Source organism: Wolbachia endosymbiont (group A) of Udea olivalis (genome assembly GCF_964028365.1).
Lineage (GTDB): Bacteria > Pseudomonadota > Alphaproteobacteria > Rickettsiales > Anaplasmataceae > Wolbachia > Wolbachia pipientis.
The window spans coordinates 978143-1002988 of record NZ_OZ034773.1 but is presented as its reverse complement, the minus strand read 5'-3'; the positions used below and the strand labels follow the sequence as shown (position 1 = coordinate 1002988).

The 24846-nt window shown below is 35.5% G+C and carries 20 protein-coding genes and 1 tRNA gene; 13 read left to right on the top strand and 8 right to left on the bottom strand.

What is annotated here, in order from left to right:
- Window positions 1-31 precede the first annotated feature (31 nt).
- Together ubiE and ABWU32_RS04625 are read left to right on the top strand one after the other, a co-directional pair.
- Entirely contained in the window at window positions 32-748 is a 717-nt protein-coding gene (ubiE, locus tag ABWU32_RS04630) for a bifunctional demethylmenaquinone methyltransferase/2-methoxy-6-polyprenyl-1,4-benzoquinol methylase UbiE (RefSeq protein WP_010962557.1), read from the top strand.
- Window positions 745-1860: an FtsW/RodA/SpoVE family cell cycle protein gene (locus tag ABWU32_RS04625; RefSeq protein WP_015589075.1), complete on the top strand. Its 1116-nt coding sequence runs from the start codon at window positions 745-747 to the stop codon at window positions 1858-1860. Before ubiE ends, ABWU32_RS04625 begins: the two co-directional genes overlap by 4 nt.
- A 194-nt stretch (window positions 1861-2054) precedes the next feature.
- Here ABWU32_RS04625 and ABWU32_RS04620 read toward each other — a convergent pair whose 3' ends face one another.
- Window positions 2055-2918, bottom strand: a complete 864-nt coding sequence (locus ABWU32_RS04620; RefSeq protein WP_015589074.1) for an Rpn family recombination-promoting nuclease/putative transposase — start codon at window positions 2916-2918, stop codon at window positions 2055-2057.
- 997 nt (window positions 2919-3915) lie between these two features.
- Between ABWU32_RS04620 and ABWU32_RS04615 the strand changes: the two genes are divergently transcribed.
- The gene (locus ABWU32_RS04615; protein WP_015589073.1) at window positions 3916-5625 is read left to right on the top strand and encodes an ABC transporter ATP-binding protein; all 1710 of its coding nucleotides are present in this window, start codon (window positions 3916-3918) and stop codon (window positions 5623-5625) included.
- Window positions 5626-5851: 226 nt separating this feature from the next.
- On the top strand, window positions 5852-7648 hold the full coding sequence (locus ABWU32_RS04610) for a hypothetical protein (RefSeq protein ID WP_265027792.1): 1797 nt from the start codon (window positions 5852-5854) through the stop codon (window positions 7646-7648).
- Between the two features lie 330 nt (window positions 7649-7978).
- Here the strand turns inward: ABWU32_RS04610 and ABWU32_RS04605 are convergent, their stop codons facing one another.
- Both ABWU32_RS04605 and ABWU32_RS04600 read right to left on the bottom strand, forming a co-directional pair.
- Entirely contained in the window at window positions 7979-8104 is a 126-nt protein-coding gene (locus ABWU32_RS04605) for a hypothetical protein (RefSeq protein WP_007549126.1), read from the bottom strand.
- A gap of 518 nt (window positions 8105-8622) precedes the next feature.
- Window positions 8623-9951: an IS4-like element ISWosp9 family transposase gene (locus tag ABWU32_RS04600; protein ID WP_041573564.1), complete on the bottom strand. Its 1329-nt coding sequence runs from the start codon at window positions 9949-9951 to the stop codon at window positions 8623-8625.
- A gap of 97 nt (window positions 9952-10048) precedes the next feature.
- On the opposite strand from ABWU32_RS04600, the gene ABWU32_RS04595 reads away from it, so the two are divergent.
- Window positions 10049-13156 carry a tetratricopeptide repeat protein gene (locus ABWU32_RS04595; RefSeq protein ID WP_353278409.1) on the top strand — a complete coding sequence of 1036 codons (3108 nt, stop codon included), beginning with the start codon at window positions 10049-10051 and terminating at the stop codon, window positions 13154-13156.
- Entirely contained in the window at window positions 13143-13319 is a 177-nt protein-coding gene (locus ABWU32_RS04590; protein ID WP_141457140.1) for a tetratricopeptide repeat protein, read from the top strand. The genes ABWU32_RS04595 and ABWU32_RS04590 overlap by 14 nt, the downstream gene beginning before the upstream one ends.
- A 38-nt stretch (window positions 13320-13357) precedes the next feature.
- Here ABWU32_RS04590 and odhB read toward each other — a convergent pair whose 3' ends face one another.
- The gene (odhB, locus tag ABWU32_RS04585) at window positions 13358-14530 is read right to left on the bottom strand and encodes a 2-oxoglutarate dehydrogenase complex dihydrolipoyllysine-residue succinyltransferase (protein ID WP_015589060.1); all 1173 of its coding nucleotides are present in this window, start codon (window positions 14528-14530) and stop codon (window positions 13358-13360) included.
- Window positions 14531-15651: 1121 nt separating this feature from the next.
- Between odhB and hemC the strand changes: the two genes are divergently transcribed.
- From hemC to ABWU32_RS04570, 3 genes are all read left to right on the top strand, one after another.
- A complete protein-coding gene (hemC, locus tag ABWU32_RS04580; RefSeq protein WP_015589059.1) occupies window positions 15652-16530 on the top strand; it encodes a hydroxymethylbilane synthase in 879 nt (292 codons plus the stop codon).
- Window positions 16521-17408, top strand: a complete 888-nt coding sequence (gene murB / locus ABWU32_RS04575; protein ID WP_141457145.1) for a UDP-N-acetylmuramate dehydrogenase — start codon at window positions 16521-16523, stop codon at window positions 17406-17408. The genes hemC and murB overlap by 10 nt, the downstream gene beginning before the upstream one ends.
- A gap of 96 nt (window positions 17409-17504) precedes the next feature.
- A complete protein-coding gene (locus tag ABWU32_RS04570; protein ID WP_070356842.1) occupies window positions 17505-17696 on the top strand; it encodes a hypothetical protein in 192 nt (63 codons plus the stop codon).
- 114 nt (window positions 17697-17810) lie between these two features.
- On the opposite strand, the gene ABWU32_RS04565 is transcribed toward ABWU32_RS04570, so the two are convergent.
- From ABWU32_RS04565 to ABWU32_RS04550, 4 genes are all read right to left on the bottom strand, one after another.
- On the bottom strand, window positions 17811-18743 hold the full coding sequence (locus ABWU32_RS04565) for an Rpn family recombination-promoting nuclease/putative transposase (RefSeq protein ID WP_353278406.1): 933 nt from the start codon (window positions 18741-18743) through the stop codon (window positions 17811-17813).
- Window positions 18744-19049: 306 nt separating this feature from the next.
- Complete coding sequence (glmS, locus tag ABWU32_RS04560; RefSeq protein ID WP_141457364.1) at window positions 19050-20861, bottom strand: glutamine--fructose-6-phosphate transaminase (isomerizing); 1812 nt, start codon at window positions 20859-20861, stop codon at window positions 19050-19052.
- Between the two features lie 80 nt (window positions 20862-20941).
- Entirely contained in the window at window positions 20942-21313 is a 372-nt protein-coding gene (gene yajC / locus ABWU32_RS04555; protein ID WP_015589055.1) for a preprotein translocase subunit YajC, read from the bottom strand.
- A gap of 129 nt (window positions 21314-21442) precedes the next feature.
- Window positions 21443-21519, bottom strand: a tRNA-Asp gene (locus ABWU32_RS04550).
- Between the two features lie 191 nt (window positions 21520-21710).
- Between ABWU32_RS04550 and rpsB the strand changes: the two genes are divergently transcribed.
- From rpsB to frr, 4 genes are read left to right on the top strand one after another with little or no spacing between them, the layout of a single operon-like run.
- The gene (gene rpsB / locus ABWU32_RS04545) at window positions 21711-22559 is read left to right on the top strand and encodes a 30S ribosomal protein S2 (protein ID WP_015589054.1); all 849 of its coding nucleotides are present in this window, start codon (window positions 21711-21713) and stop codon (window positions 22557-22559) included.
- Window positions 22540-23400, top strand: coding sequence for a translation elongation factor Ts (gene tsf / locus ABWU32_RS04540; protein WP_015589053.1), 861 nt, complete (start codon window positions 22540-22542; stop codon window positions 23398-23400). Before rpsB ends, tsf begins: the two co-directional genes overlap by 20 nt.
- A gap of 10 nt (window positions 23401-23410) precedes the next feature.
- Window positions 23411-24154: a UMP kinase gene (pyrH, locus tag ABWU32_RS04535; protein WP_015589052.1), complete on the top strand. Its 744-nt coding sequence runs from the start codon at window positions 23411-23413 to the stop codon at window positions 24152-24154.
- A gap of 7 nt (window positions 24155-24161) precedes the next feature.
- On the top strand, window positions 24162-24719 hold the full coding sequence (gene frr / locus ABWU32_RS04530; protein ID WP_007549203.1) for a ribosome recycling factor: 558 nt from the start codon (window positions 24162-24164) through the stop codon (window positions 24717-24719).
- The last annotated feature ends 127 nt before the right edge of the window (window positions 24720-24846 follow it).

Genomic DNA, 24846 nt, shown 5'->3' with positions numbered 1-24846 from the left:
TTTTTACTAATTATAAAGGAGTTTTTACGTAATGTCTACTATAAAAATCGAGAAGAAATCACAATTAGTTAAAGAGGTATTCGATTCCGTGGCAAGTCGCTACGACACCATGAATGATATAATGAGCCTCGGAATGCACAGATTATGGAAAGATAAGATGGTAAATAGTGTGCATTTTACAAAAAACTCTAAGGTTTTAGATGTTGCTGGAGGAACTGGAGATATAGCAATAAGAGTAGTAAGAAAAGAGCCAAGTGCTAAGGTTACAGTATGCGATATAAATCAAAACATGCTAAACAGAGGACGTGATAAAGCTATAAATTCAAACCAAATTAATTTTGATTGGGTATGTGCAAGTGCAGAAAGTTTACCATTTGAAGACTCCGAATTTGATTATTGCACAATAGCTTTTGGCATTCGAAACGTTTCTGACCGCAAGAAGGCTTTAAATGAGGCGCACAGGGTATTAAAACCACATGGAAAATTTATCTGCTTAGAATTTGCCCCTATGCACTATCAAAATGAGATATTTACCAAACTTTATGACTTATATTCATTTAAAGTAATTCCTAAAATTGGCAGCATAGTTGCTAAAGACAAGAGTTCTTATGAATATTTAGTGAGGAGCATTAGAGAGTTTCCAACTCAGGCTGATTTTAAAATGGAAATTGAAGAGGTAGGCTTTAAGAATGTTGAGTTTCATAATATGAGCTATGGAATAGTGGCATTACACATTGGAACAAAATGAATATTAAACTCTGGTATAGAACGCTGGATTACTATCTCATCCTTCCAGTGTTTTTTTTGCTCACTATAAGCTTCATTCTTGTTTATTCAGCAAGCCCTGTAATTGCGCAGCGTCTTTCTTTACCACAAGATTATTTTATACGGCGTCACACAATTTATATAGTCCTGTCACTAATTACCTTGGTGACATTTTCTTTTCTCAACACAAGAACTATACTTAACCTCTCGTTCGCAGGTTTCATTTTATTTACTATTCTAGTAGCAATTGCGATAATACTTGGTATAGAGGTAAAAGGTGCGAAACGATGGTTACATATTGTCAAAATTTCAGTTCAACCATCTGAGTTTGTAAGGCCATTTTTTTCTGTTGTTATAGCTAGTATCTTGGCCAGCGAAATGAAGTTTAAAATACACATATCAATCATAATATTTCTGTTAGTTTTTGTGTTGTTACTTTTGCAACCTGATTTCAGTATGTCTATGCTTTTAACATATTCTTTTATTGGTCAAATGTTTATTGCATGTATACCATTTTTATACTTTCTATGCATAATAGGAATGGCCACAACTGGAACTACAATAGCTTACTTATGCCTCCCACATATAAAGCAAAGGATTTACAATTTTGTCTTTTTTACGCAGCGCGATAACTTTCAAGTCACAAAATCATTAGAAGCATTCAAAAGAGGTCAATTAACTGGGGTTGGACCTGGTGAAGGTAGCGTAAAAGCCTCTCTTCCTGATTGTCATACAGATTTTGTGTTTTCTGTTTTAGCAGAAGAATTTGGTTTGATTACGTGCTTAGCCACATTGATGTTATTTGGCATCATTTCCGCCCGTTTGCTTTACGTTGCATATAGGGAAAATGAATTATTTAATCTGTTAGTGATTCTCGGTATCTCAATGCAATTCATCACACAATTCATAATAAACATAGGGGTAACATTGAGTGTTTTTCCAACCACCGGCATAACCCTGCCGTTACTTAGCTATGGTGGTTCTTCTCTTTTATCTTCGAGCATCGCACTTGGCATAATGCTGTCTTTTAGTAGAAATCAAGCTATTGCATTAAAGTTTCGTGAGCGTATTATGCTTGGAAGGTATATGGACTAAACTTGTACCGCTCACAACTATTATTGGTATCCCTCCAAAATGGGTATCTGTTCAGATGAGTGGCAAGAGATATTATGAAATCTGAAAGAGTTATGTGGAAATTTTTCAGAAAATATTCCACTGACATGCTGAACAACAAATACATCACTATGTCGTTTATCGCAAAAACTTATATTTTTCGTAACCATTCACACTTAATTCTGCAATTCTTTGATCTCACTCATAGAAAGACCAGTAGTTTGAGCTATAATATTAAAAGAAACACCTGCTTTAAGTAGATTCTTTGCGACTTCAATTTCCCTCTCTTTTCTACCTTCCTCTTTAGCAAGATCAAGTCTGTATTCAAGAATGGCTTCTTCTTTGCGCAGATCCATTATTCTTTCTTCATAAGCTATTAGATCTTTTTCATTCCAGTGAAACTTATCTAATTCATCATATGCTAGCTTTATTATTGGTGATTTTTCCGCAATTTTTCTGAGATCTTCGTCCGTTGTTTCATCTGCATATTTGAAAAAAAATAGCCAACGGTCTACTACACTTTCTAGTTGTTCTTCTCTACTCTTAGGAAATTTTGGCAGCTCTATGAAGATAAATTGAAAATCTTTTAAGTCATGCTCATTGGTTTTCTCATCTCTTATGGTATGGCTAGATATATAGTCAAGCTTATCAGGGAATAAGGTACAATTTGAAATCGCGATAAAGAAAATCTTCTTTAAATCAACGTATTTACCAGATTTATCAGCTTGTCTTGAGTAAGCCTTAGCAGCATAAAGTTGTGCACGTTTTTCAAAGCCTTTATCACGAGTGAGCTGCATCTCAATTATATACCTGTTCCCACTAGAATCCCTGCAAAGAACATCAACAATGCTTTGTTTATCAGAAGCAATTTCAGGGTCCATAATGGTGCTTAAGAATTCTACTTCTTGTATAGTGTTGACTTCAGTACATCCTAAAATATCGTTCAAAAAATGAATAAGAATATTCTTATTTCTCTCAGTACCAAATATTTTTTTAAATGTTAGGTCCAATTTTGGATCGAGAAATTTAGAAAGAGCCATAGTAAAAATACTGAGAAAAGATTAATAATTATACACTATTATTAACAACTATTCAACCATATTTTTAAGTATAGCTATACCGCTGCGGCGCTAACACGTAGCGGGATGACGAGCTTATCGTCATACCACCGCAAACCGTCATACCGCGATTCATTCACGGTATTTCTAGATCCCGCTAACACGTAGCGGAATGACGAATTACTATCTACACTGTCATACCGCGATTCATTCGCGGTATCTCTCAACATAGATCCCGCTAACACGTAGTGGGATGACGAGCTTATCGTCACGCCGCCACGAACCGTCATACCGCCGCGGTATCTCTTAACATAGATCCCTTACTTAACCGTCATACCTTAACATAGATCCCGCTAACACGTAGCGGGATGACGATTGTCGTTTAGCTATAAATATTAAGGAATTTACCAAACGAAAAAAAGGCAAAAGAAACCCTAGTCATTGTCTATTTTCAGTATTGGCGTTTTTTAAGTCTTAAACACTGCAATTTAGCTGCTTTTAATTGCAACTAACCTACGCTGCAAATGTTTAAGAAATTTACTAAGCAGAAAAAAAGACAAAGAATTCCCGAGTTAGCTAGTCTTTTACTATCTCTGTCGAGTATTGGCATTTTTTGATGTCTTGTAACGCTTTATAAGCGCGTTCAGCTTATTTAGATAAAAATCTAGATGTAGATGAAGTTTTGTAAAGACATACAGTATCTATATACTGCAAAAAATTGAACATAAGACGCCGATACATTAAGTAATCCTTACCTTTTAATCTGCAGATTGGCGAAAGCAAATACAATAGCTTCAGTTTCATGATAAGAGGGCTGGCGGAGTTTGTCAAGCAAGTTTTTTGTTTCTGCGAGCTACTACCCTTTCTTGGTGGACTAAAATCACAACAGCTGCAGAACCTAAATTGCTTCATACTACACCTTTTCCCTTTCCCCTGAAACTAGAATCTATATACTTAACTTTAGAAACTTTAAAATAAGATGCGATCTAATATTAGGCAGTTATTTTACTATATAAAGCCTAATCTATCTTATTTCATCATAGCTTTTATTGCAGTTTTATTTTCAGCCTTAATGATCCTCCTCTTTGGCAGAGGCTTAAGCAATATAATTGATTCTGGCACAGAGCACGATTTTACTACCAAACTATTAGTTGCAATACTTATAGTTTTAGCCATTTCTCTCACTGCATTTACTCGGTTATATTTCATTGGCATTGGCAGCGAGAAAGTTATCGCAAGAATCAGATATGACTTATATAGCAGTATCACTAACTTGCAACCAAGTTTCTTTGAGAACACAGGCGTACAAGATGTTATTTCAGCGTTAGTTACTGATACCTCTGTGCTGCAATCAATAATAAACAGCAGCTTACTAACCATATTACGAAATTTTGTGATTCTGATTGGTAGTGTTGCTATGTTATTGTATACAAATATACAACTAACTGCGTATGCAGCCGCAATAATACCTATACTACTCATTATCATGACCTCACTTGGAAAAAAAGTGCGTAGCTATGCACGCTTTGCCCAGGATAAATTAAGTGAGCTTGCGTCATTTAGTGAGGAAAATTTTAGATCTATAGTGACTATCAAATCGTTTGTACTCGAGGAAAACGAAAAAATCCGTTTTAAGGAACATTTAAACTCAGTATCAAAATCATACGTAAAATTAGTACTCTTGCGTGCTATTTTAGTAACTCTAGTTATCACGTGTGTGATAGGTTCACTAGTTGTTTTGCTCTTTTTTGGTATTAAAGAAGTCTTAAGCAATAATATAACTATTGGAAAACTCTCCTCATTTGTGTTTTATTCAGCGCTCGCAGCAGGAGCTATAAATAATTTGAGCGATAATATCAGTGATTTACAACGAGGTCTTGGAATAGTAGAGCGTTTATTTGAATTTAAAAATATGAAAAGCTCTATAGCAGATCCCGATGATCCTATAAAAATTTGTAGTGTTCAAAAGGGAATTTCGTTTAATGGCGTAACATTTTTTTATGAATCTCAGTCTGATAAGCCAGCGTTAAATAACGTATCATTTTCTATAGAGGCAGGTCAAGCAGTATCAATTGTTGGACCATCTGGCAGTGGTAAAAGCACCATTTTAAAGCTTCTGCTCCGTTTTCATGATCCAAACAAAGGTAGCATTACTATCGATGGGCACAATATTAAGTCAATTGCGCTAAATGACCTCAGATCGTTGTTTGGCTTAGTGCCACAAGATCACATGATATTTTCTTGCTCAATAATGGAAAATATACTATATGGCAAACCAGGTGCCGAATATGAGGAAGTGAAGCAAGCAGCCATCAGCGCTTATGCGATGGAATTTATTGATAAGCTGCCTGATAAATTTGATACATTTGTAGGAAAAAGAGGATTAAAACTTTCTGAAGGACAAAAACAACGTATTGTAATAGCAAGGGCCATACTCAACAATCCTCAGGTTTTAATACTGGATGAAGCAACCTCTGCCCTTGATTACAAAAGTGAGAACCTCGTGCAAAAAGCCTTGAGCAAGTTAATGCAAAACAGAACAACAATCGTAATTACACACAGGCTATCAACCGCACTCAAGACTGACAAGATTATAGTAATTAATCATGGAAAAGTAGAAGAAGTAGGAACTCATGACTCTCTAATAAGTAAAGACGGGCTGTATGCAAAACTGGCGAAGATACAGTAGGCATGAAATATTGTGTAAATTAAAAGAGAATTTAAGCTATATCGTTGTTGATTTAATGAGTATGCTAGATTTAAAATTAAAATTATTAATTTTTTAATTTTATTATTTTATAATGGTTCCATAGTTATCCGGAAATTTCGTGACCTGTGGTTTCTTTCATTCACGTTATATTCATAGCTTGTTCTATCTTAATGTAATTCCAATTTTAACTGTATAGGAGGTCTCTATGTTAAAACATAACTATAGTGATAAAATCAATAATCGCTATTCATATACTAACAAATTTTCTTATAGTGATGAGGGTGTAGATGAGACGATCAAGGATAAAATCACAACTGAAGATCAGGTAGTAACTGATGATAAGGTAGTAACTGAGGATCAGGTTACGGGTCTAAGAGATCAGATCGAAAAAGAGAAAAAGGATGATGAATTTACCAGAGAAACACTTGAAGAGTGCAAAGACAGGGCTAAGAAGGCAGAAGATGGTGCTAAAAAGGCAGTAAAACGTGCAGAAGATGATGCTAAAAAGGCAATAAAACAAGCACATGGTGAAGCTAAAGAAGCAAAAGAACAGTTTGCGAAATGTGAAAAAGATGCTGAGAGGATAAAAGAAGACGCTGGAAAGGCAATCAATCAGGCAAAGAATGATGCTAAAGCAGAAGCTGCGGAAGCAGTAAAACAAGCACATGGTGAAGCTAAAGAAGCAAAAGAGCAGTTTGCGAAATGTGAAAAAGATGCTGAGAGGATAAAAGATGATGCTAAACAGGCAATAGAACGTGCAAAAGATGATGCTAAAGCAAAAGCTGCGGAAGCAGTAAAACAAGCACATGGTGAAGCTAAAGAAGCAAAAGAGCAGTTTGCGAAATGTGAAAAAGATGCTGAGAGGATAAAAGATGATGCTAAACAGGCAATAGAACGTGCAAAAGATGATGCTAAAGCAAAAGCCGATTTAGCAATAAAACAAGCTCAAGATGAGATTGAAAAAGTGAAAGCAGAAGCTAAACAGGCAAAAGCAGACGCTGGAAAAGCAAAAGAGGAGGCTGAAGGGATAAAAGAAGCATTTGTACAGTGTGAAAAGAAAGTTGAGAAAGCCAAAGAAGAAGTTGTAAAGTGTAAAATTGGAATGGCAAAGGCAGAGGTTGAGTGGTATAAAAAAGAAGCTGAAGAATGCAAAAAAGAGAAAGGAATTGGTACAGGCAAACCTGATACTGGTGAAAAAGGAGATGAAACTGGTACAAACAAACCTGATACTGATGAGAAAGAAGATGAAACTGGAAAAGCAAGTGTCATTACATCTCAAGAAATAACCTTAGATTGTTCCCAAGCTGAAAATTGTGGAGCATATGCTTCTTGGTATACAGCTTATAATAAGATAGGTCATCAAGGTTTTAATACATCTGATTTACTAAAGGAATTGTATCCTGAGATGTATAGTAATCCTAAAATTGCGACATATATAGAAAAGGGAATAGAGGGTTATTACGGTGTAGTAAATTTTAAATTTGCCTTTACAGAGCTTTTTGATTCAGCACACTATTTTAGTAATATGTCATGTAAAAAATGTATGGATAATCCACAAGAGATAGCCTGTCAAGACGATGAAATTAAGAGTTTCTGTTACCCTGCCGGTTATCATAATAATAAAGAATACAACAAAAGCTTTTTTATGAGAGAATCATGTCCTGATCTCATTAGAGAGTCCGATCGAACAATTGTTGCGAAAGCAAAACAAATTGCACCATTGATACTTGTTAACACATTAGGACAAATGATAGATAAAGAGGGCAATAACACTCAGATATTGTATAGTTCATTAAAGCCTTATCTAAAGGCTAATGGCAAAATAAAGGACTGTGGAGTTGACAAAAAGTGTGAAGATTTTGCTAAAATTATGAAGAAAGTTGCATGGGACAGTGATAAGGAAGTACTATTAAAAACTGTTTTTGATAGTACGGAAAAAACAAATCCTTACTATTATGATAATGAGGATAGTCTTGTTTCTGTTGATACTAATTTTATATAAGACTGAATGCTTTCTGGGCTTTTCAGCCCAGATGGCATTTTTGCAGAAAAATAGAGTGAGTAACCAGGATCGAACTGGCGACATTCAGCACTACAAACTAACGCTCTGCCAACTGAGCTACGGTTGCCAATAGGAACTCACAACTCTCTAATAAGTGAAGACGGGATGTATGCAAAACTGGCGAAGATACAGTGGAGTTGAAAAAAAATTTAAATCATACCGTTAGTTGATATGCTAGATTTATAATTTAAATTATTAAATTTTTAATTATTTTAATTTATAATAATCTCATAGTATTTTTTAAAGGATCATTATGGTTTATAATTATAGTCATTTACCAAAACTACCATGTACGGCTTTTAATTCGCCAGCATCAGTTTCACCAACACCAGTATCGAACTGTGCACAAGCTTGTGCACCTGCATACGCACCTTGTGCTACTAATTCGTGCCACAATCATTTTAACTCATATCATAATTATTATGACACATGTCATAATCCTTGTGATGAATTTGGGTTTCTTTGTTAGAAGATTGTTTTTAAACAACTCATAAACGCACGTCTAGCTATACGTGCTTCCAAGAGCACATGGGTGTTATTCAACCCATGTGTTTCATGTTTTGCTTGAGAAGATAAGCAATTGTTATTCACAGTAACCATATATTACAATTTATTTCAGCAACACGACTAATTTGACTACTGACAGCTTCTTCTTGGAATCTTATCATTATTCTACCATAGTAAAACTTTTAACTCTAATATCTGCTACATTAAAGTCGTATTTTGAAATGTACTGTAGGTTAAGGACTTTGTATATGCTAATTTTAGCCTTAAAATTATTAAATCATTAACTTTTTTATCCTATAATAATCTAATAGTTGCTTTTTAAAGGATTTTTATGACTTACAATTTTTCTTCGTATCCACGTATGGATTCATCTACTCCTGTGCGCACAGCTTGCATAACCATACGCGTCAAGTTAAGGAATGTAGAGAGCTTAAAGTAGATACCCTGGTCTTCCTATATCTGTCTTTCAAAGAAAACTTTGACCAGATTATAGTAAGCTTTTTTAGAAAAATTTTTAAATTATTGACAATATTGTTTAATATCAAAAAGAGCTCTCTAACCCGCCTTTTCAATTCAATAAATGCCTTTGTTAAACTGAGCTCCGTGTTCTTTTTTAGTTTTACACAGCCAATCATTCCGTGAAATACGAGAATAGCACATAATTTTGCGTATAGCTCGCACAATACTCTAAATGGATTTGTCTTTCCTTTTAGTTTATCAAGATTGATATGACTTTTATATAGTTTAAATAGTAATTCGATTTGCCATCTTACTCTATAAACCGTCAATATTTGTTCAGCATTAATTTTACTCTCTGGAACATTAGTTATAAATATTGACCAATCTAATAACTTTTGATTCTTTTGAGAAGATGTATATCCATGTGACTTTGCTAATTTATTAGCCTTTCTTCTTCTAGCCATAGACTGTTCTTCAGTTAGCTTTTGACATATAATTCTTACCTTAATTTTTACTTCCTTTCCTAATAATACTTCTTTTTCTGAAGATAATTGACCTTCCAAATACTCCAATAGCTCTATTTTTTGATTTGTTTCTATATCATATATATTGGTATCAGACTTATAACGACTAACAAAATATGCACCTGCTTCATCAATCTGTTTAAAAGAACTAGGCACAAAGTAGCCCAAGTCAAATATTAGCAAATCATTGGCTGATAAACCGTTCAGATAATCCCTATAACCTTGATCCGACCTTATTCCTTCCATAAAATTTAACTTATCTAGCGCTTGATTCAGGTAATCAAAGACTAACTGTAGCTTTATTCCTGATTTGGTATTATTCTCACAATCTCTATAGCTACTGCCATATCCTTTGTACATATCTTCCATGCTACTGGGCAGGCTAATGTAGCTGCTATCCAATAATTTAACGCTTCCAAATTGCTGTAAAATTTTGCAATCAATCTGTAGACTTTTTTTAAATAAACACAAAGCTTCGTTATACATTTTTTTCATGAACTCAACTGCTTCTTCACTAAACCTAAAATCTAAACCCTGTTTTGTAATTTCTATCGAGTCTTCATTTAGCAATTGGCACATTGTTTCTATGCTGCAATCATCAACTCCTATGTTACCAAAAACCATAGCTTTTATGAATGATGAGCCATTAAGTTTTCTCTTTCTTTTTATAAAACCTACTGCAATTGATATTTCGTCTGCTTTTTCATTAAAGAATTCATTGAGGTCTTTTGATAAGCAAGCTATTCTGTCCATTGTAAGTTCTCTCATTCATATATCCAAGAGAATTTATACCTTATTATTTTCCTTCACTCTATCAACTTTACTTACACTTTTCCTTAACTTGACGCGTATGGTTATATTAACTGCTTTGTACGGGTTAGGTGGAGTAGGTAAAACACAGTCAGTGCTAGATTTTATTCAAAAACATGGGAAAGAATACAAGGCAATATGTTGGTTTAATGCAAAAGATGAAGATCAACTACTCAGTGAATATGTTAATTTAGGAAGAAAATTAAATATTATTCACGATGAAGACAACATTTCTATTGCACAGCGAGCTTATTATGTGAAAAACTGGCTAGAAGATTCTAAACGTGAAGGCTGGTTGTTGATTTATGATAATGTATCAAATTATGAAGTCATTTCTAAGCTCAGACCTACAAAAGGCGGCAAAATAATAGTTACGTCTCGTAATACTGAATGGCCACAAGGGAGTATAGGTGTAGACGTTTTTACTCCCCCAGAATCAGAATTATATGTTAAGAAAATTCTAGGCCAGGTTTCAGAAAGCGATAGGCCAAATATAGGTATATTGGCAGAAAAGTTAGGTAGATTACCTTTGGCATTAGCTCAGGCTTGCGCTTACATCAAAGAAAACAAAATGACTATCTCACGTTACTTAGAAATTTATGCAGAAAGGAAGCTTTATTTATTATCTCATAAAACACTACCTAAGGATTCTAACCATGAGCCTGTGTTTATTACTTGGGATATTACAATGGACACAATTCGTAATGAGTCTAAACTAGCAAGCAAGTTGTTAGTAGCTTGTGCATATTTAGACAATGATATTCCTAAAGATTTGTTAAGAATATTTCCTGAGATTGTAGAGAACAATTCTGAAGAAAAACCTTTTGAAGAAGTATTAGGTATATTATTGAGATATTCGATGCTAGTGTCCAATGAGCAGAGTAGTAGTGTTTCTATTCACTGTTTAGTACAAGATGTAATTAGGCTAAAGTCAAAGGAAAGTGGAAAAATTAAAAAAGATATAAAAACCGTTTTTCAATTATTAAAAGAAAGCTTCCCTGACGACAGTGATAAATTAGAAGATTATGCTAAGAAGCGACAATTATTGCCGCACTTAGAAGCGTTTTTATCACATATAGATAATTGGCTAGCAAAAAATCCTTCAGAAAAACAAACAATAGAAAAGGATTATCTTGTGTATTTGTTAATATGGATGAACGATGGATACCATGACTTGGGTAATCCCAGAAGACAAAAGGAGCTGCTTGAACAGGCTTTATCTATCTTTAAGAAATATTATGGGCCTTATAATTTTCAAGTTGCTATAGCGCTGGCAAATCTAGGTATCGCTTATGGGGATCTGGGTAATCATAGGAGACAAAAGGAGTTACTTAAACAGGCTTTACCTATTCTTGAGAAACATTATGGCTCTGACCATTTCCAGGTTGCTATTATACTGACAAACCTAAGCAACGCTTATGGGGGTCTGGGTAACCCTCAGAAAGCAAAAGAGTTACTTGAACGGGCTCTAGCAATTCAAGAGGAACATTATGGGCCTGATCATTCCCAAGTTGCTGTTATATTGACAAACCTCGGTATCATTTATGGGAATTTAGGTAACTATGAAGAAAAAAAGGAGTTGCTTGAACGGGCTTTAGCAATTCAAGAGAAACATTATGAGCCTGATCATTCCCAAGTTGCTAGCACATTAGTAGGTCTAGGTACCTCTTATAGAGCTTTAGGTGATTCTCAGAAAGCAAAAGAGTTACTTGGACGGGCTTTAGCAATTCAAGAAAAACATTATGGCTCTGATCATTTTCAAATTGCCATTGCATTGATAAACCTCGGTATTGTTTACGGTACCTCAGGTGATCCTCAGAAACAAAGGGAGTTGCTTGAACAGGCTTTACCTATTCTTGAGAAACATTATGGCTCTGACCATTTCCAGGTTGCTATTATACTGACAAACCTAAGCAACGCTTATGGGGGTCTGGGTAACCCTCAGAAAGCAAAAGAGTTACTTGAACGGGCTCTAGCAATTCAAGAGGAACATTATGGGCCTGATCATTCCCAAGTTGCTGTTATATTGACAAACCTCGGTATCATTTATGGGAATTTAGGTAATTCTCGGAAAGCAAAAGAGTTGCTTGAACGGGCTTTAGCAATTCAAGAGAAACATTATGAGCCTGATCATTCCCAAGTTGCTAGCACATTAGTAGGTCTAGGTACCTCTTATAGAGCTTTAGGTGATTCTCAGAAAGCAAAAGAGTTACTTGGACGGGCTTTAGCAATTCAAGAAAAACATTATGGCTCTGATCATTTTCAAATTGCCATTGCATTGATAAACCTCGGTATTGTTTACGGTACCTCAGGTGATCCTCAGAAACAAAGGGAGTTGCTTGAACAGGCTTTACCTATTCTTGAGAAACACTATGGCTCTGATCATTTTCAAGTTGCCATTGCACTGACAAATCTAGGTAATGCTTATGGGGATTCAGGTAATCCTAGTAGGCAAAAAGAGTTGCTTGAACAGGCTTTACCTATTCTTGAAGAATACTATGGTTCTGATCATTTTCAGGTTGCCATTGCATTGGCCAATCTAGGTGATGCCTATGGGAATTTAGGTAATTCTCGGAAAGCAAAAGAGTTGCTTGAACGGGCTTTAGCAATTCAAGAAAAACATTATGGACCTGATCATTTCGAAGTTGCTAGAACATTAGTGAGCTTCGGTACCACTTATAGGACTTTAGGTGATCCTCAGAAAGCAAAAGAGTTACTTGAACAGGCTTTAGCAATTCAAGAGAAACATTATGGCTCCGATCATTTCCAAGTTGCTATCACATTGACAAACCTAAGTAACGCTCATGGAGATTTAGGCAATCTTCAGAAAGCAAAAGAGTTGCTTGAACGGGCTTTAGCAATTCAAGAGAAACATTATGAGCCTAACCATTTTACAGTTGCTATAATACTAAAAAACCTAGGCGGAACTTATGGAGACTTAGGTGATTCTCAAAAAGCTAAAGAGTTGTTTGAACGGGCTTTACCTATTTTTGAGAAACATTACGGTCCTGATCATCTTGAAGTTGCTAAACTATTGGCAAACCTAAGTATTACCTATGGGGATTTAGGTAACCCTCAGAAAGCAAAGGAGTTGCTTGAGCAGGCCTCATTTATTCTTGAGAAGCATCATGTCCATGATTACTTCTAAAGTTGTTGAACTATGGGAAATTCTAGGCCCCGCTTATGGTGCTCTAGGTAACCATAAGAAACAAAAGGAGTTGTTTGCACGGGCTTCATCCATCTTTAAGAAACATTATGGCCCTGATCATCCGGAAGTTGCTAAACTGCTGGCAGAACTAGATGACATTTAGGTTTTTAGCAATACTGGATTAACAACAATTCATTTGAGCTACACTTCCAAAACTAATCTATTTGGATCTTCTATATAATTTTTTATTTTAACGAGGAAAGTAACTGCTCCTTTGCCGTCAACTATTCTGTGATCGTAAGAGAGGGCAATGTACATCATAGGTCTAATCTCAATTGAGTTGCCCATGGCAACTGGCCTGTTTTGTATTGAATGCATTCCAAGTATTCCAGATTGCGGAGGGTTTATTATCGGAGTAGAAAGGAGCGAACCATATACTCCGCCATTTGAAATGGTAAATGTTGCACCTTCCATTTCTGATACTTGTAATTTACCTTCTCGTGCTTTTTTGCCAAGAGCAACTAAAGTCAACTCAATTTCTGCAAATGACATCTGATCGGCACCCCGAATAACTGGTACAACAAGACCTTTATCGGTGCCAACAGCAACACCTACGTCATAGTAATGTTTATATATGATTTCATCGCCTGAGATTTCAGCGTTAATTTCAGCAATTTCTTTCAATGCTTGCACCGCTGCCTTTATAAAAAACGACATAAAACCAAGTTTTATTCCATATTTTTTTTCAAAGGCGTCCTTATATTTTGCTCTTAGATCCATGACATTCTTCATGTCAATTTCATTGAACGTGGTCAGTATTGCAGCAGTATTTTGCGATGCTTTCAAACGAGCGGCAATTACTTGTCTTATTTTGCTCATTTTTACTCGTTCCTCTCTTTGCTCTCCACTTACTACACTTTTTGGCAATTCATATTGTTTTATTGCAGGTTGTTCAGCTTTGTTCATATGGCCTATCACATCTGCTTTTGTTATTCTGCCTCCCATGCCAGTTCCTTTGACGCTTTCTGCACTGATTGCATTTTCTTCCATAATTTTACGAGCTGATGGAGCATCTTTTTTAGCAGCACTTTCGCTTTTATCTTCTTTTCTCGCTTCCTCTTTTACTTCTCCCACGGAAAGCTTCGCTAACAATTGATCAGGGCTTATTACATCATCTTCCTTTACAAGAAATTCAGTTATTTGCCCCGAAGCTTCTGCAGTTAATTCGAGTGCTGTTTTGTCAGTTTCAATTTCAAAGATCAAGTCATCTACTTTTACTGCTTCTCCAATACCCTTCTTTATTTTTACTATACCTTCTGTAACTGATTCACCACCAAGAGTTTTTGGTGCTCTGATTTCTATAATTTTGCTCATAAAACAACTTCCGTATAAAACTTTCTATAGATTTATACATGAAAAGAGACATGTAATAAACTAATAAATTCATTGAGGCTCTTATCATTTAGAAGTGGACCACAACTCCCAAATGTCATTCCAGCGCAGCCATAAAAATTCCTTGACAAACTCCGCCAGCCCCCTTATCATGAAACTGAAGCTATTTATTTATCTTCTCTGTACAGATTAAATGACAAAAAAACTCACGTATCTGGCGTCTCATGTTTAATTTTTTGCACTATGTGCACTCTATGTCTTTATCAAATTTCTGGGTTTTTACCTACACAAGCTGAAATATGCTTATAAAGCATTTAAAACATAAAAAAACGCCAACTTAAAAAATGGATAGTGAATAACTAGCTACCCTAGGGTTTCTTTTGCCTTTTTTTCTGTTTAGTAAATTTCTTAATGTTTATAATTTAGATTAGTTGCGGTTTAAAAGCAGCTGAATCGCGGTTATTAAGTGTTTAGAATAAAAAAACGCCATACTTGAAAGTATAATGTAAGTAATTAGCCAACCACGGGGCTTCTTTTGCCTTTTTTTTCGTTTGGTAAATTTCTTAATATTTATGGCTAAACGACAATCGTCATCCCGCTACTTGTTAGCGGGATCTAGAGATACCGCGAATGAATCGCGGTATGACGGTATGCGGCGGCGTGACGATAAGCTCGTCATCCCGCTGCTTGTTAGCGGGATCTCTTGTTAGCGGCTGAGATACCGCGAATGAATCGCGGTATGACGGTTCGCGACAGCATGACGATAACCTCGTCATCCCGCTACGTGTTAGCGGGATCTAGAGATACCGCGAATGAATCGCGGTATGACGGTTCGCGGCGGTATGACGATAAGGTTTATACCTTGTCATGCAAGTACTAGAATCCAGTAAGCTTATTTATGCATGTAAAAGGCTATTATTTTGTAAAGTCAAAGTTGCTTTTGGTTTTAAGTTAAAGTACAATAAATGCAAAGGCTCATATAAACTGGATCCAAGTACTTGAATGACATCAGAGAGAGGGTAACCGAGGTTCATGCGATACACGCTACCAAAGTGTTTAAATAATTAATTAGGTTAAGGTTTGGTATTCAAACAGTCGTACACATGCCAGTCAAAATAGGTACCAGAGGAAGCAAGCTTGCAGTTGCCCAGGCTTTGGAAGCAAAACAAAAGTTGCTGGATTCTTTTCCTAACTTATCTATTGAAATTGTTAAAATAAAAACTTCTGGAGATAAGTATGCAAACGCAAATCTTGCTGAAATAGGAGGCAAAGGATTATTCATTAAAGAAATTGAGACTGAATTGCTCGAAAATAATATAGACATGGCAGTTCATTCGCTAAAAGATATGCCTGCGTTTTTCTCAGGGGGTTTAACAATTCCTTGTGTTTTAGAAAGGCTAAGTTCATGCGATGCGTTTATTTCTCATAAACACAATAGCCTTGAGTCTTTGCCACAGCAGGCTACTATTGCCACTTCTTCAATAAGAAGAAAAGTTCAGTTATTAAATGTTAGACCAGATTTAAATATAGTACCGCTACGTGGAAATGTAACAACCAGATTGCAAAATCAAAGTTTTGATGGAATAATTCTAGCTGAAGCAGGACTCATAAGATTAGAAAAACATCACTTGATTACAGAGGTATTGCCACCAAAAGTTATGTTAAGTGCAGTGGGGCAGGGGGCGGTTTGTATTCAATGTAGAAGGAATGATGTAAAAATTATCAATCTTTTAGAGAAAATTAATAATAATATGTCTTTTATAGGAGTGAAATCAGAGCGCAGTTTTATGAAGACAGTGAATGGTTCATGTTTTACACCACTTGCAGCTTTGGCTGAATATGTGAGCGAAAATATGCTACACCTTCGTTGTATGTTAGCAAGTGGAAAAAATATATACTTCACTGAGCGCACTTCATTTATAGAAGATGCGGAGAAAATGGGTATGGATGCAGGATTAGAGTTGAAATCAAAATGCTTATAAGCTTACCTAAAGTACGTGGAATCTATCGTTATGATGTCTTAATGTCTAAAGCGACGTGGTTAAATGTTGGTGGACGAGCTGATGTATTATTTAAACCATGTGATATTGAAGATTTAACATACTTGATTAAAAATACTGAACTGCCAGTTAGCGTTATTGGTGCAACATCCAACATAATAGTGCGAGATAGTGGCATTCGAGGAATAACAGTAAAATTAGGTAAGGAGTTTGCATATATTAAAAGTAAGGGTAACAACTCTATTGTAGCTGGGGGAGCTGTGCTGCTCAGCAACCTTGCTCACTTTGCGGGAAATCAGCAGATTAGTGGGTTGGAGTTTCTAGTTGGAATTCCAGGAACAGTTGGTGGCGGAATAGAAATGAATGCAGGTGCATATGGTAGTGATATCGCAAGTGTTGTACAATCCATAAAAGCAGTGAATCTAGAGGATGGAAACCTATATGAGTTCTCCAGCGAAGAAATGGGGTATTTTTACCGTGGACATAGCCTAAAAGGAAATTGGATTTTTGTTGAAGCTGAGTTTAAAGGAATAAACTCAGAGTATGAGCTTATACTGCAAAGGTTAAAGGAAGTTATTGAGAGGAAAAATAAAAGCCAGCCAATAAGAGGAAAAACTGCTGGGTGCATATTCAAAAATCCAAAAAACTACCGAGCATGGGAGTTAATTGATAAATCTGGCTGCCTAGGGTTAAATATTGGTGGAGCTAGAATCTCTAAGAAACATTGTAACTTCTTGCTCAATTACGATAATGCAACTGCATCTGACTTGGAAAACCTTGGCAACAAAGTAAAAGATGCAGTAAAGGATAAATTTAATGTTGAACTTGAGTGGGAAATAAGGGTTTTGGGTAGCTATTAGATAGTTTTTATAGCTTATGTATATTCGTTCAGGAGAACGGCAAATAAGGTAAACAAGTAATCTAAAAAAATAATCATAGAGAAACCGTGAGGTAATGTGGTTAATCTTGTAGAACTTTGCAAGAATCTAGAGAGAAAAATAGCAAAGTTATACCAATTCTCATTATTAGTGAATCAAATAAGCGATATTGTAGAGTTATTTAATTGTGGAGTGAGAAAGAAAGGCAATAGTATGGCTTTTTTTCCATTGTTATCTATCCGTTTATTGTGCAGTGGGAATTGGTATTAGCTGAACGGACACTATTGTTATACTATATCTTATATACAATTGTGCAATATGGACAATGGCAACAAATTTACTAGCGAAATTCAGTGATTTATGATTGATAATTAAAGTTCTTAATTAGTAAGCGTTCACACTTAATTCTTCAATCTCACTAATAGAAAGGCCAGTAAATTTGACAATAGTGTTGACATCAACATTGTTAGCCAGCATTGCTTTTGCGACTTCGATTTTTCCTTCGATTTTTCCTTCAATTTTCCCTTCCTCTTTACCGATTTTGATGCCTCTTTCTTCGCCAATTTGGATGCCTTTTTCAGTAGCAAGGTCAAGTCTGTATTCAAGAATGGCTTCTTCTTTCCGTAGATCCATTATTCTTTCTTCATAAGCTACTAAATCTTTTTCATTCCAGCTAAACCTGTCTAATTCATCGTAGGCTAACTTTATTATTGGTGCTTTTTCTGCTATTTTCCTTAAGTCTTCTTCCGTAGTTTCATCTGCATATTTGAAGAAAAATAACCAACGATCCACTATGCTTTCTAGCTGTTCTTCCTTATTCTTAGGAAATTTAGGTAGTTCAATAAATACAAATTGAAAATCTTTTAAGTCATGCTCATTGGTTTTCTCATCTCTTATAGTGTGGCTGGATATATAATCAAGCTTATCAGGAAATAAATTACAATTAGAGATAGCAATAAAGAAAACCTTCTTTAAATCAATGTACTTACCAGATTTATCAGCTTGCCTTGAGTAAGCCTTAGCAGCATATAGTTGAGCTCGTTTTTCGAAGCCTTTATCGCGAGTAAGCTGCATTTCAATCACATACCTGGCCCCACTAGAATCCCTGCAAAGAACATCAACTATACTTTGTTTATCAGATGCAATTTCAGGATCCATTATAGTACTGAGGAATTCCACTTCTTGTATAGTATTTATCTCAGTAAACCCTAAAATATCATTCAAAAAATGTATGAGAATATTCTTATTTTTTTCAGTGCCAAATATTTTTTTGAAGGTCAAATCCAGCTTAGGGTCGAGAAACTTAGATAAAGCCATAGCCAAAGTGCTTAAAAATATTAATAATTATACACTATTATTAACAATTATTCAACCATATTTTTGAAGATAGCTATGCCGCCGCGAACCGTCATACCGCCGCGGTATCTCTAGATCCCGCTAACAAGCAGCGGGATGACGAATTACTTAACCGTCATACCACCGCGAACCGTCATACCGCCGCGGTATCTCGGCATAGATTCCGCTAACTAGTAGCGGAATGACGATTGTGTATCGTGTTTTGCTAAAAATCACAGAATGCAGTCTGGTTACCTTATTAGAAGTTTAGCTTTAACTTTAAATGGACTACTCAACCGTGACAGACTTAGCTAAATTTCTTGGACAATCTGCATCTAACCCTTTTTTTGCTGCAGTAAAGTAAGCAAGGAATTGCATAGCAACACTGTAGATGATTGGAGAGATAAAATTATCAGTGTCTGGAAGTTGCACCACATCTGCGCAAACTCCCCTTAGGAATGGCGCTCCTTGTTTATCACTGAAGGCAATTACTTTGCCTTTTCTTGCAATAATCTCTTGTATATTAGATAGCGTTTTAAAGAATAAATCATCATAAGGGATAATTGCTATAACAAGCACAGTAGAGTCTATTAAAGCAATAGAACCATGCTTCATTTCTCCCGCTGCAATACCAGTTGTATTGATATATGAAAGCTCTTTTATTTTCAATGCGCCTTCCATTGCAACTCCGTATGAACTTCCTCTGCCGATTAAAATAACGTTATTGTGTTCTAATATACTGCCCGATATATGTTGTATTTTCATCACATTCAAAACGTGCTCAACATACTCGGGAATAGAATTGATAGCACTGCTTAGCTGTTTTATTCTCTCTCCACCCAGTATACCTTTTATTTTTCCAAGCTCCACGGCAAAGCATGCTAAAGTTGCAAGTTGCGCAGAAAAGGTTTTTGTTGAAGCAACACCAATTTCTGGCCCAGCAAGAGTATGTAACACAATATCTGAGATCTTTTCAATGCTGCTGCTAAATGTATTAGTTATACTTATGATTGTTTGCTTCTGTGATTTCGCATAACGCAGCGCTTCTATGGTATCTGCAGTTTCGCCAGATTGAGAGATAAATAACCCAATGCTGCCTTCTTCCAGCTTGACGTTGCTATACCTAAATTCTGATGAGATTTCTAGATATACTCGAACTTGAGCGACATTTTCCAGCCAATACTTTGCTATTAGCCCAGCAAAATAAGATGACCCGCATCCAACTATAGTAATGTGATTCAGTTCAGAGAATAATTTTTTGTTGACCTCTTTATATTGCTTGTAAAATTGGTTTATTGTTTTGTTTAATGCACAAGGTTGCTCAAAAATCTCTTTTAACATGAAGCTAGGGTAACCATTTTTGCTAATTAGAAAATCACTTGGACTACTATTTTCTATACTGCGTTTAACTTGTGTACCATTGTTGTATATACTAACTCCACTAGATTTTATCACTGCAATGTCATCATCTTCCAAATGCGATATTTTTTCCACAAATGCACTTAAAGCATTAGAGTCAGATGCAGCAAACACTGTGTTACAGTTATAGCCTATTGCTAAAGGCAAATTTCTCTTCGCAACAAATAAGGCGTCTGGATATTCTGCAAATAATAAGACCAAGGCAAATGAGCCGTGTAGGTTGTTTAAACACTTAAATAGAGAATCAACTGGCGACAATCCTTCATCAAGATATAAGGTTAGCATGTTTGGTATGATCTCTGTGTCAGTGTCAGTATGGAATGGCATTCCCCTTTCTTCTAGACCCTTTTTTAGCAGATTGTAATTCTCAATTATGCCGTTATGAGCAACAACAACATTATTTGTACGAATGGGATGAGCATTTTTAAGGCCTGGAACTCCATGTGTAGCCCAGCGAGTATGTGCTATACCAACTGTACTGTGAGACATCTTGCTGTCATCAACAACTTCACATAACCTTTCGACTTTACCTTCTGATTTTTTGACTTCTATCTTACCTTCGTTATTTATGATTGCTATACCTGAGGAATCATATCCCCTATATTCCAATTTTTGTAACCCAGTTAGTAAGGTTGGTATTACTGAATCACCGCTACTTACTACACCAAATATTCCGCACACAAATGGATCACCAAACAAACTTTTTTCTAAACATGTTAAGCATTTTTGCCTTTATTACTGGTTGATTTATATTCTTTTTATCATTCTTTCGATTTTACCTTTTTAATTGGTTTAGCTGCTACTTTTTGAGTTTCTTTGCTTAAAACCTCAGATATAGCGGACTTTAGAACTTTTATCTCAACTTTTGGTGCTATTTCTATTATAAATTGTGCATTTGCCTCATCAACTTTATTAACTTCACCTATTATTCCACCAGAAGTAATGACTGTATCACCACGTTTTATTTGATCTATCATCTTTCTATGTTCTTTTAGTTTTTTTTGTTGTGGGCGAATAATGAGAAAATAAAATACCACAAATATTAAAATCAATGGAGTAAAACTAGCAAAAGATGCGCCGATACTTGATGTATTGCTAGTTGCATCTGCTGCAAAAACTTCAGAAATGAGCATATTTAATCCTAATTGTTAATGATAAAAACAAACCTATTTAAGTATTAATTACAATACCATGCCATGTCAAGTTTGGTGGAAGCATTTCTCAATATCGGTTGCGAATTCTAAGTTATGCTAAAACTAATATGGCGGGAGTGATGAGACTTGAACTCACGACCTCATGCGTGACAGGCATGCGCTCTAACCAACTGAGCTACACCCCCCTAATTTCTTTTTAGCGTTTTCGGGCTTCAACTTTAAAGCTAATAAACATGTTGCCCTTTGTCAATATTTTTTGTTTGCGCTTTGCTGTCTTTTCTATTACTATGTAAATAATTTAATTTCACACATGGCTTGTACAAGTAGTCCCATTAGGGTTATGCCATGGAAGATAAACTATTTGGAGGAATGATATATGACAAATTTGCCTAAAGTCACTGTGCGTGATTTAGCTGAATCTGGTGTACATTTTGGTCACAAAATTAGTCGCTGGAACGCAAAAATGGCTCCATATATATATGGGGTACATCAAGAAAATCGTATACATATAATTGACTTGCGAAAAACATTACCATTGCTACAGGTGGCCATGAAGGCTTTATATGACGTTGCATTTCAAGGTGGTCGCATTCTATTTGTTGGTACAAAGTTTCAAGCTTTTGATATTATTGCAAGTGAAGCGATTCGTTGTGGTCAATATTATGTGAATCATCGTTGGCTTGGTGGTATGCTTACTAATTGGGGCACTGTTTCTTCTTCGATAAAAACCTTGATGCAATATGAGAAAATATTAAATGACGAGGATAGCATTTTAACAAAGAAAGAATTGGGAAACATTGAAAAGAAAAAGCAAAAGCTTGATAAGGCGCTTGGCGGTATTAGAGAAATGGGAGCAATTCCTGATATCTTATTCATCATTGATACTAATAAAGAGCATATAGCGGTTAAGGAGGCTAAGAAGTTAGGAATTCCAATAGTTGCAATACTTGATACTAATTCTGATCCAGATGGTATTACTTATCTAATACCTGGAAATGATGACTCAAGAAAATCAATAGAGCTCTATTGTAAATTAGCTACCGACTCTATATTAGCTGGAATAGAGTCTAGTCTAGCAAAATCTGGAGTTAAGATTGATGATATAAGGGGTGATGAGTTTATTCAAGAAAAAGAAGACGGTATTGTGCAAACTAAAAAGAGACGTAGTAAAGTTTACAAAGAAGAAGAAAGGGAGGTAGTAACAAATGAAGATGAATCCAGATGATATAAGAGAATTACGTGATAGAACAGGGCTTGGCTTAAGTGACTGTAAAAAAGCATTAGAAGAATGTGATGGTGACATTAAGAAAGCCGTTGATAAGTTACGTACAATAGGTCTTGCTAAAGCTGACAAAAAATCTGATAGAGTAGCTTCAGATGGACTCGTTGTTATGTGTTTGACTGAAAATTATGGTGCATTGGTTGAACTCAATTGCGAAACAGATTTTGTTGCAAGGAATGAGAAATTTATAGAGTTAGTTTCAAATTTAGCATCAATTGCTCATCAAGAACGCTGTACTAGCGTTGATGAGTTAAAAAATGCCAAGTATGAAAGCATTGGCACAGTGCAGGAAGCTATTATGAATGGTACGTCAGTTCTTGGTGAGAAGCTAGAGTTAAGCAAGCTTTGTTACTTAGAAGCTAAGGATGGAGTTATTGCTGGCTACGTACATGGTGATGTGTGTGGCTTAGGTAAGATTGGTGCTTTAATTGCATTGCAATCATCTGGTGATAAGGCGAAGCTACAAGAGATTGGGAAACAAATAGCTATGCATGTAGTTGCTATGAAGCCTGAAGCTTTGTCTATAGATGATTTAGATCAAATGAAGTTGAAAAATGAACGTTCTATAATTGAAGAGCAAGTGAGGGGCTTAAATAAACCTGAAGAAGTAGCAAAAAAAATAGTAGATGGACGAATGGCTAAGTACTATGAAGAAGTTGTTTTACTAGAACAAAAGTTCATAAAGGATGATAAAATGAAAGTTTCTGATTTTATAAAGTCAAGCGAGGTGAGTGCTATTAAATTATCTAATTACAAGTTACTTGTTTTGGGTGGTGCAAACTAAATGGTAAAAAATGTTTCCCTCAACAAATGAAAAAAGCGAAATAAAATATTCCAGAGTGTTATTTAAAATCTCTGGTGAAGCTTTAATGGGGTCACAGTCTTTTGGCTATGATATGGGAATAATAAGCCAATTATGCAAAGATATAGCTGATATTAACAGGCTTGGAGTTCAGGTATGTATTGTTGTTGGTGGTGGTAATATCTTTCGTGGCACATCTGCGTCTTTAAGTGGCTGTGAAAGAGCAAGTAGTGATTATATTGGAATGCTTGCAACTATAATCAATGCTTTAATTTTACAAAACTTTTTAGAAAAAAATTTAATAGCTTCTAGGGTATTATCTGCAATACCCATGGCCACTGTATGTGAACCTTACATAAGAAGGAAAGCTATTCGTCATTTAGAAAAAGGTAGAGTGGTAATTTTTGCAGCAGGCACAGGCAACCCATTTTTTACTACAGATACAGCTGCAGCCTTACGTGCTGTTGAAATGAATTGTGATGTTATTCTAAAGGGTACGCAAGTAAATGGTGTATACTCCGCTGATCCGAAAAAAAATGAGGATGCTGTAATGTATGATAGGCTTTCTTACACGGATTTATTGACTCGTGATTTAAAAGTTATGGATGCATCAGCAATTTCACTTGCTCGTGAGAATTCTATTCCAATTATAGTTTTTTCTTTGAAGGGAGAAAAAATAGTCAATATTATTAAGGGTCAAGGTACTTATACTATAGTTTCAGATTGTAAACATTAGGTAATTTATGTTAAATGAAATAAAAGCTAAAACAAAAGAAAGAATGCTAAAAACTATTCAGTCCTTTCATGATGATATTAAAGGCGTACGCACTGGTAGAGCTAGCGCATCGTTGCTTGATGGTATAGTTGTAAATATCTATGGTGGACATCAAAAGTTAAATCAGGTTGCAGGTGTTTCGGTTATAGATAACAAAACTCTATCAATTAAAATTTGGGATATTAATGTTGTCGGTGAAGTGAAAAATGCTATATTAAATGCCAACTTGAATTTAAATCCTGTTGTTGAGGGCAATACCATACGTATAGCTCTTCCGGACTTAACACAAGAAACCCGTGAAAAATTAGTGAAATTATTGCATCAGTTTGCTGAAAATGCACGGATTGCCATTAGAAATATACGTAGAGATATTATGGAAGAAACAGAAAAAATGAAGGAAAATAAAGAAATCTCAGAAGATGATTTTCATGGTGCTAAAAAGGAAATACAAAATATTACTGATAATAATATAAAAAAAATTGATGGTGAATTGTCCATCAAAGAAAAGGATATACTGAATCACTAAATGATATGGAGAAAGCTTACATAGCAAATGATGTCATTCCAGTGCTTGACACTGGAATCCAGTCTTTACTATACAACTATCTGATGCACTTGTTTGAAATCAAATTTCCTGGATCCCAGTGTCGGAG

What these genes read in the sequence shown, in the direction of transcription:
- ubiE (WP_010962557.1), top strand. Translation starts at nt 32, where the DNA reads ATGTCTACTATAAAAATCGAGAAGAAATCACAATTAGTTAAAGAGGTA.
- ABWU32_RS04625 (WP_015589075.1), top strand. Translation starts at nt 745, where the DNA reads ATGAATATTAAACTCTGGTATAGAACGCTGGATTACTATCTCATCCTT.
- ABWU32_RS04620 (WP_015589074.1), bottom strand. Translation starts at nt 2,918, where the DNA reads ATGGCTCTTTCTAAATTTCTCGATCCAAAATTGGACCTAACATTTAAA.
- ABWU32_RS04615 (WP_015589073.1), top strand. Translation starts at nt 3,916, where the DNA reads ATGCGATCTAATATTAGGCAGTTATTTTACTATATAAAGCCTAATCTA.
- ABWU32_RS04610 (WP_265027792.1), top strand. Translation starts at nt 5,852, where the DNA reads ATGTTAAAACATAACTATAGTGATAAAATCAATAATCGCTATTCATAT.
- ABWU32_RS04600 (WP_041573564.1), bottom strand. Translation starts at nt 9,951, where the DNA reads ATGGACAGAATAGCTTGCTTATCAAAAGACCTCAATGAATTCTTTAAT.
- ABWU32_RS04595 (WP_353278409.1), top strand. Translation starts at nt 10,049, where the DNA reads ATGGTTATATTAACTGCTTTGTACGGGTTAGGTGGAGTAGGTAAAACA.
- ABWU32_RS04590 (WP_141457140.1), top strand. Translation starts at nt 13,143, where the DNA reads ATGATTACTTCTAAAGTTGTTGAACTATGGGAAATTCTAGGCCCCGCT.
- odhB (WP_015589060.1), bottom strand. Translation starts at nt 14,530, where the DNA reads ATGAGCAAAATTATAGAAATCAGAGCACCAAAAACTCTTGGTGGTGAA.
- hemC (WP_015589059.1), top strand. Translation starts at nt 15,652, where the DNA reads ATGCCAGTCAAAATAGGTACCAGAGGAAGCAAGCTTGCAGTTGCCCAG.
- murB (WP_141457145.1), top strand. Translation starts at nt 16,521, where the DNA reads ATGCTTATAAGCTTACCTAAAGTACGTGGAATCTATCGTTATGATGTC.
- ABWU32_RS04565 (WP_353278406.1), bottom strand. Translation starts at nt 18,743, where the DNA reads ATGGCTTTATCTAAGTTTCTCGACCCTAAGCTGGATTTGACCTTCAAA.
- yajC (WP_015589055.1), bottom strand. Translation starts at nt 21,313, where the DNA reads ATGCTCATTTCTGAAGTTTTTGCAGCAGATGCAACTAGCAATACATCA.
- rpsB (WP_015589054.1), top strand. Translation starts at nt 21,711, where the DNA reads ATGACAAATTTGCCTAAAGTCACTGTGCGTGATTTAGCTGAATCTGGT.
- tsf (WP_015589053.1), top strand. Translation starts at nt 22,540, where the DNA reads ATGAAGATGAATCCAGATGATATAAGAGAATTACGTGATAGAACAGGG.
- pyrH (WP_015589052.1), top strand. Translation starts at nt 23,411, where the DNA reads ATGTTTCCCTCAACAAATGAAAAAAGCGAAATAAAATATTCCAGAGTG.
- frr (WP_007549203.1), top strand. Translation starts at nt 24,162, where the DNA reads ATGTTAAATGAAATAAAAGCTAAAACAAAAGAAAGAATGCTAAAAACT.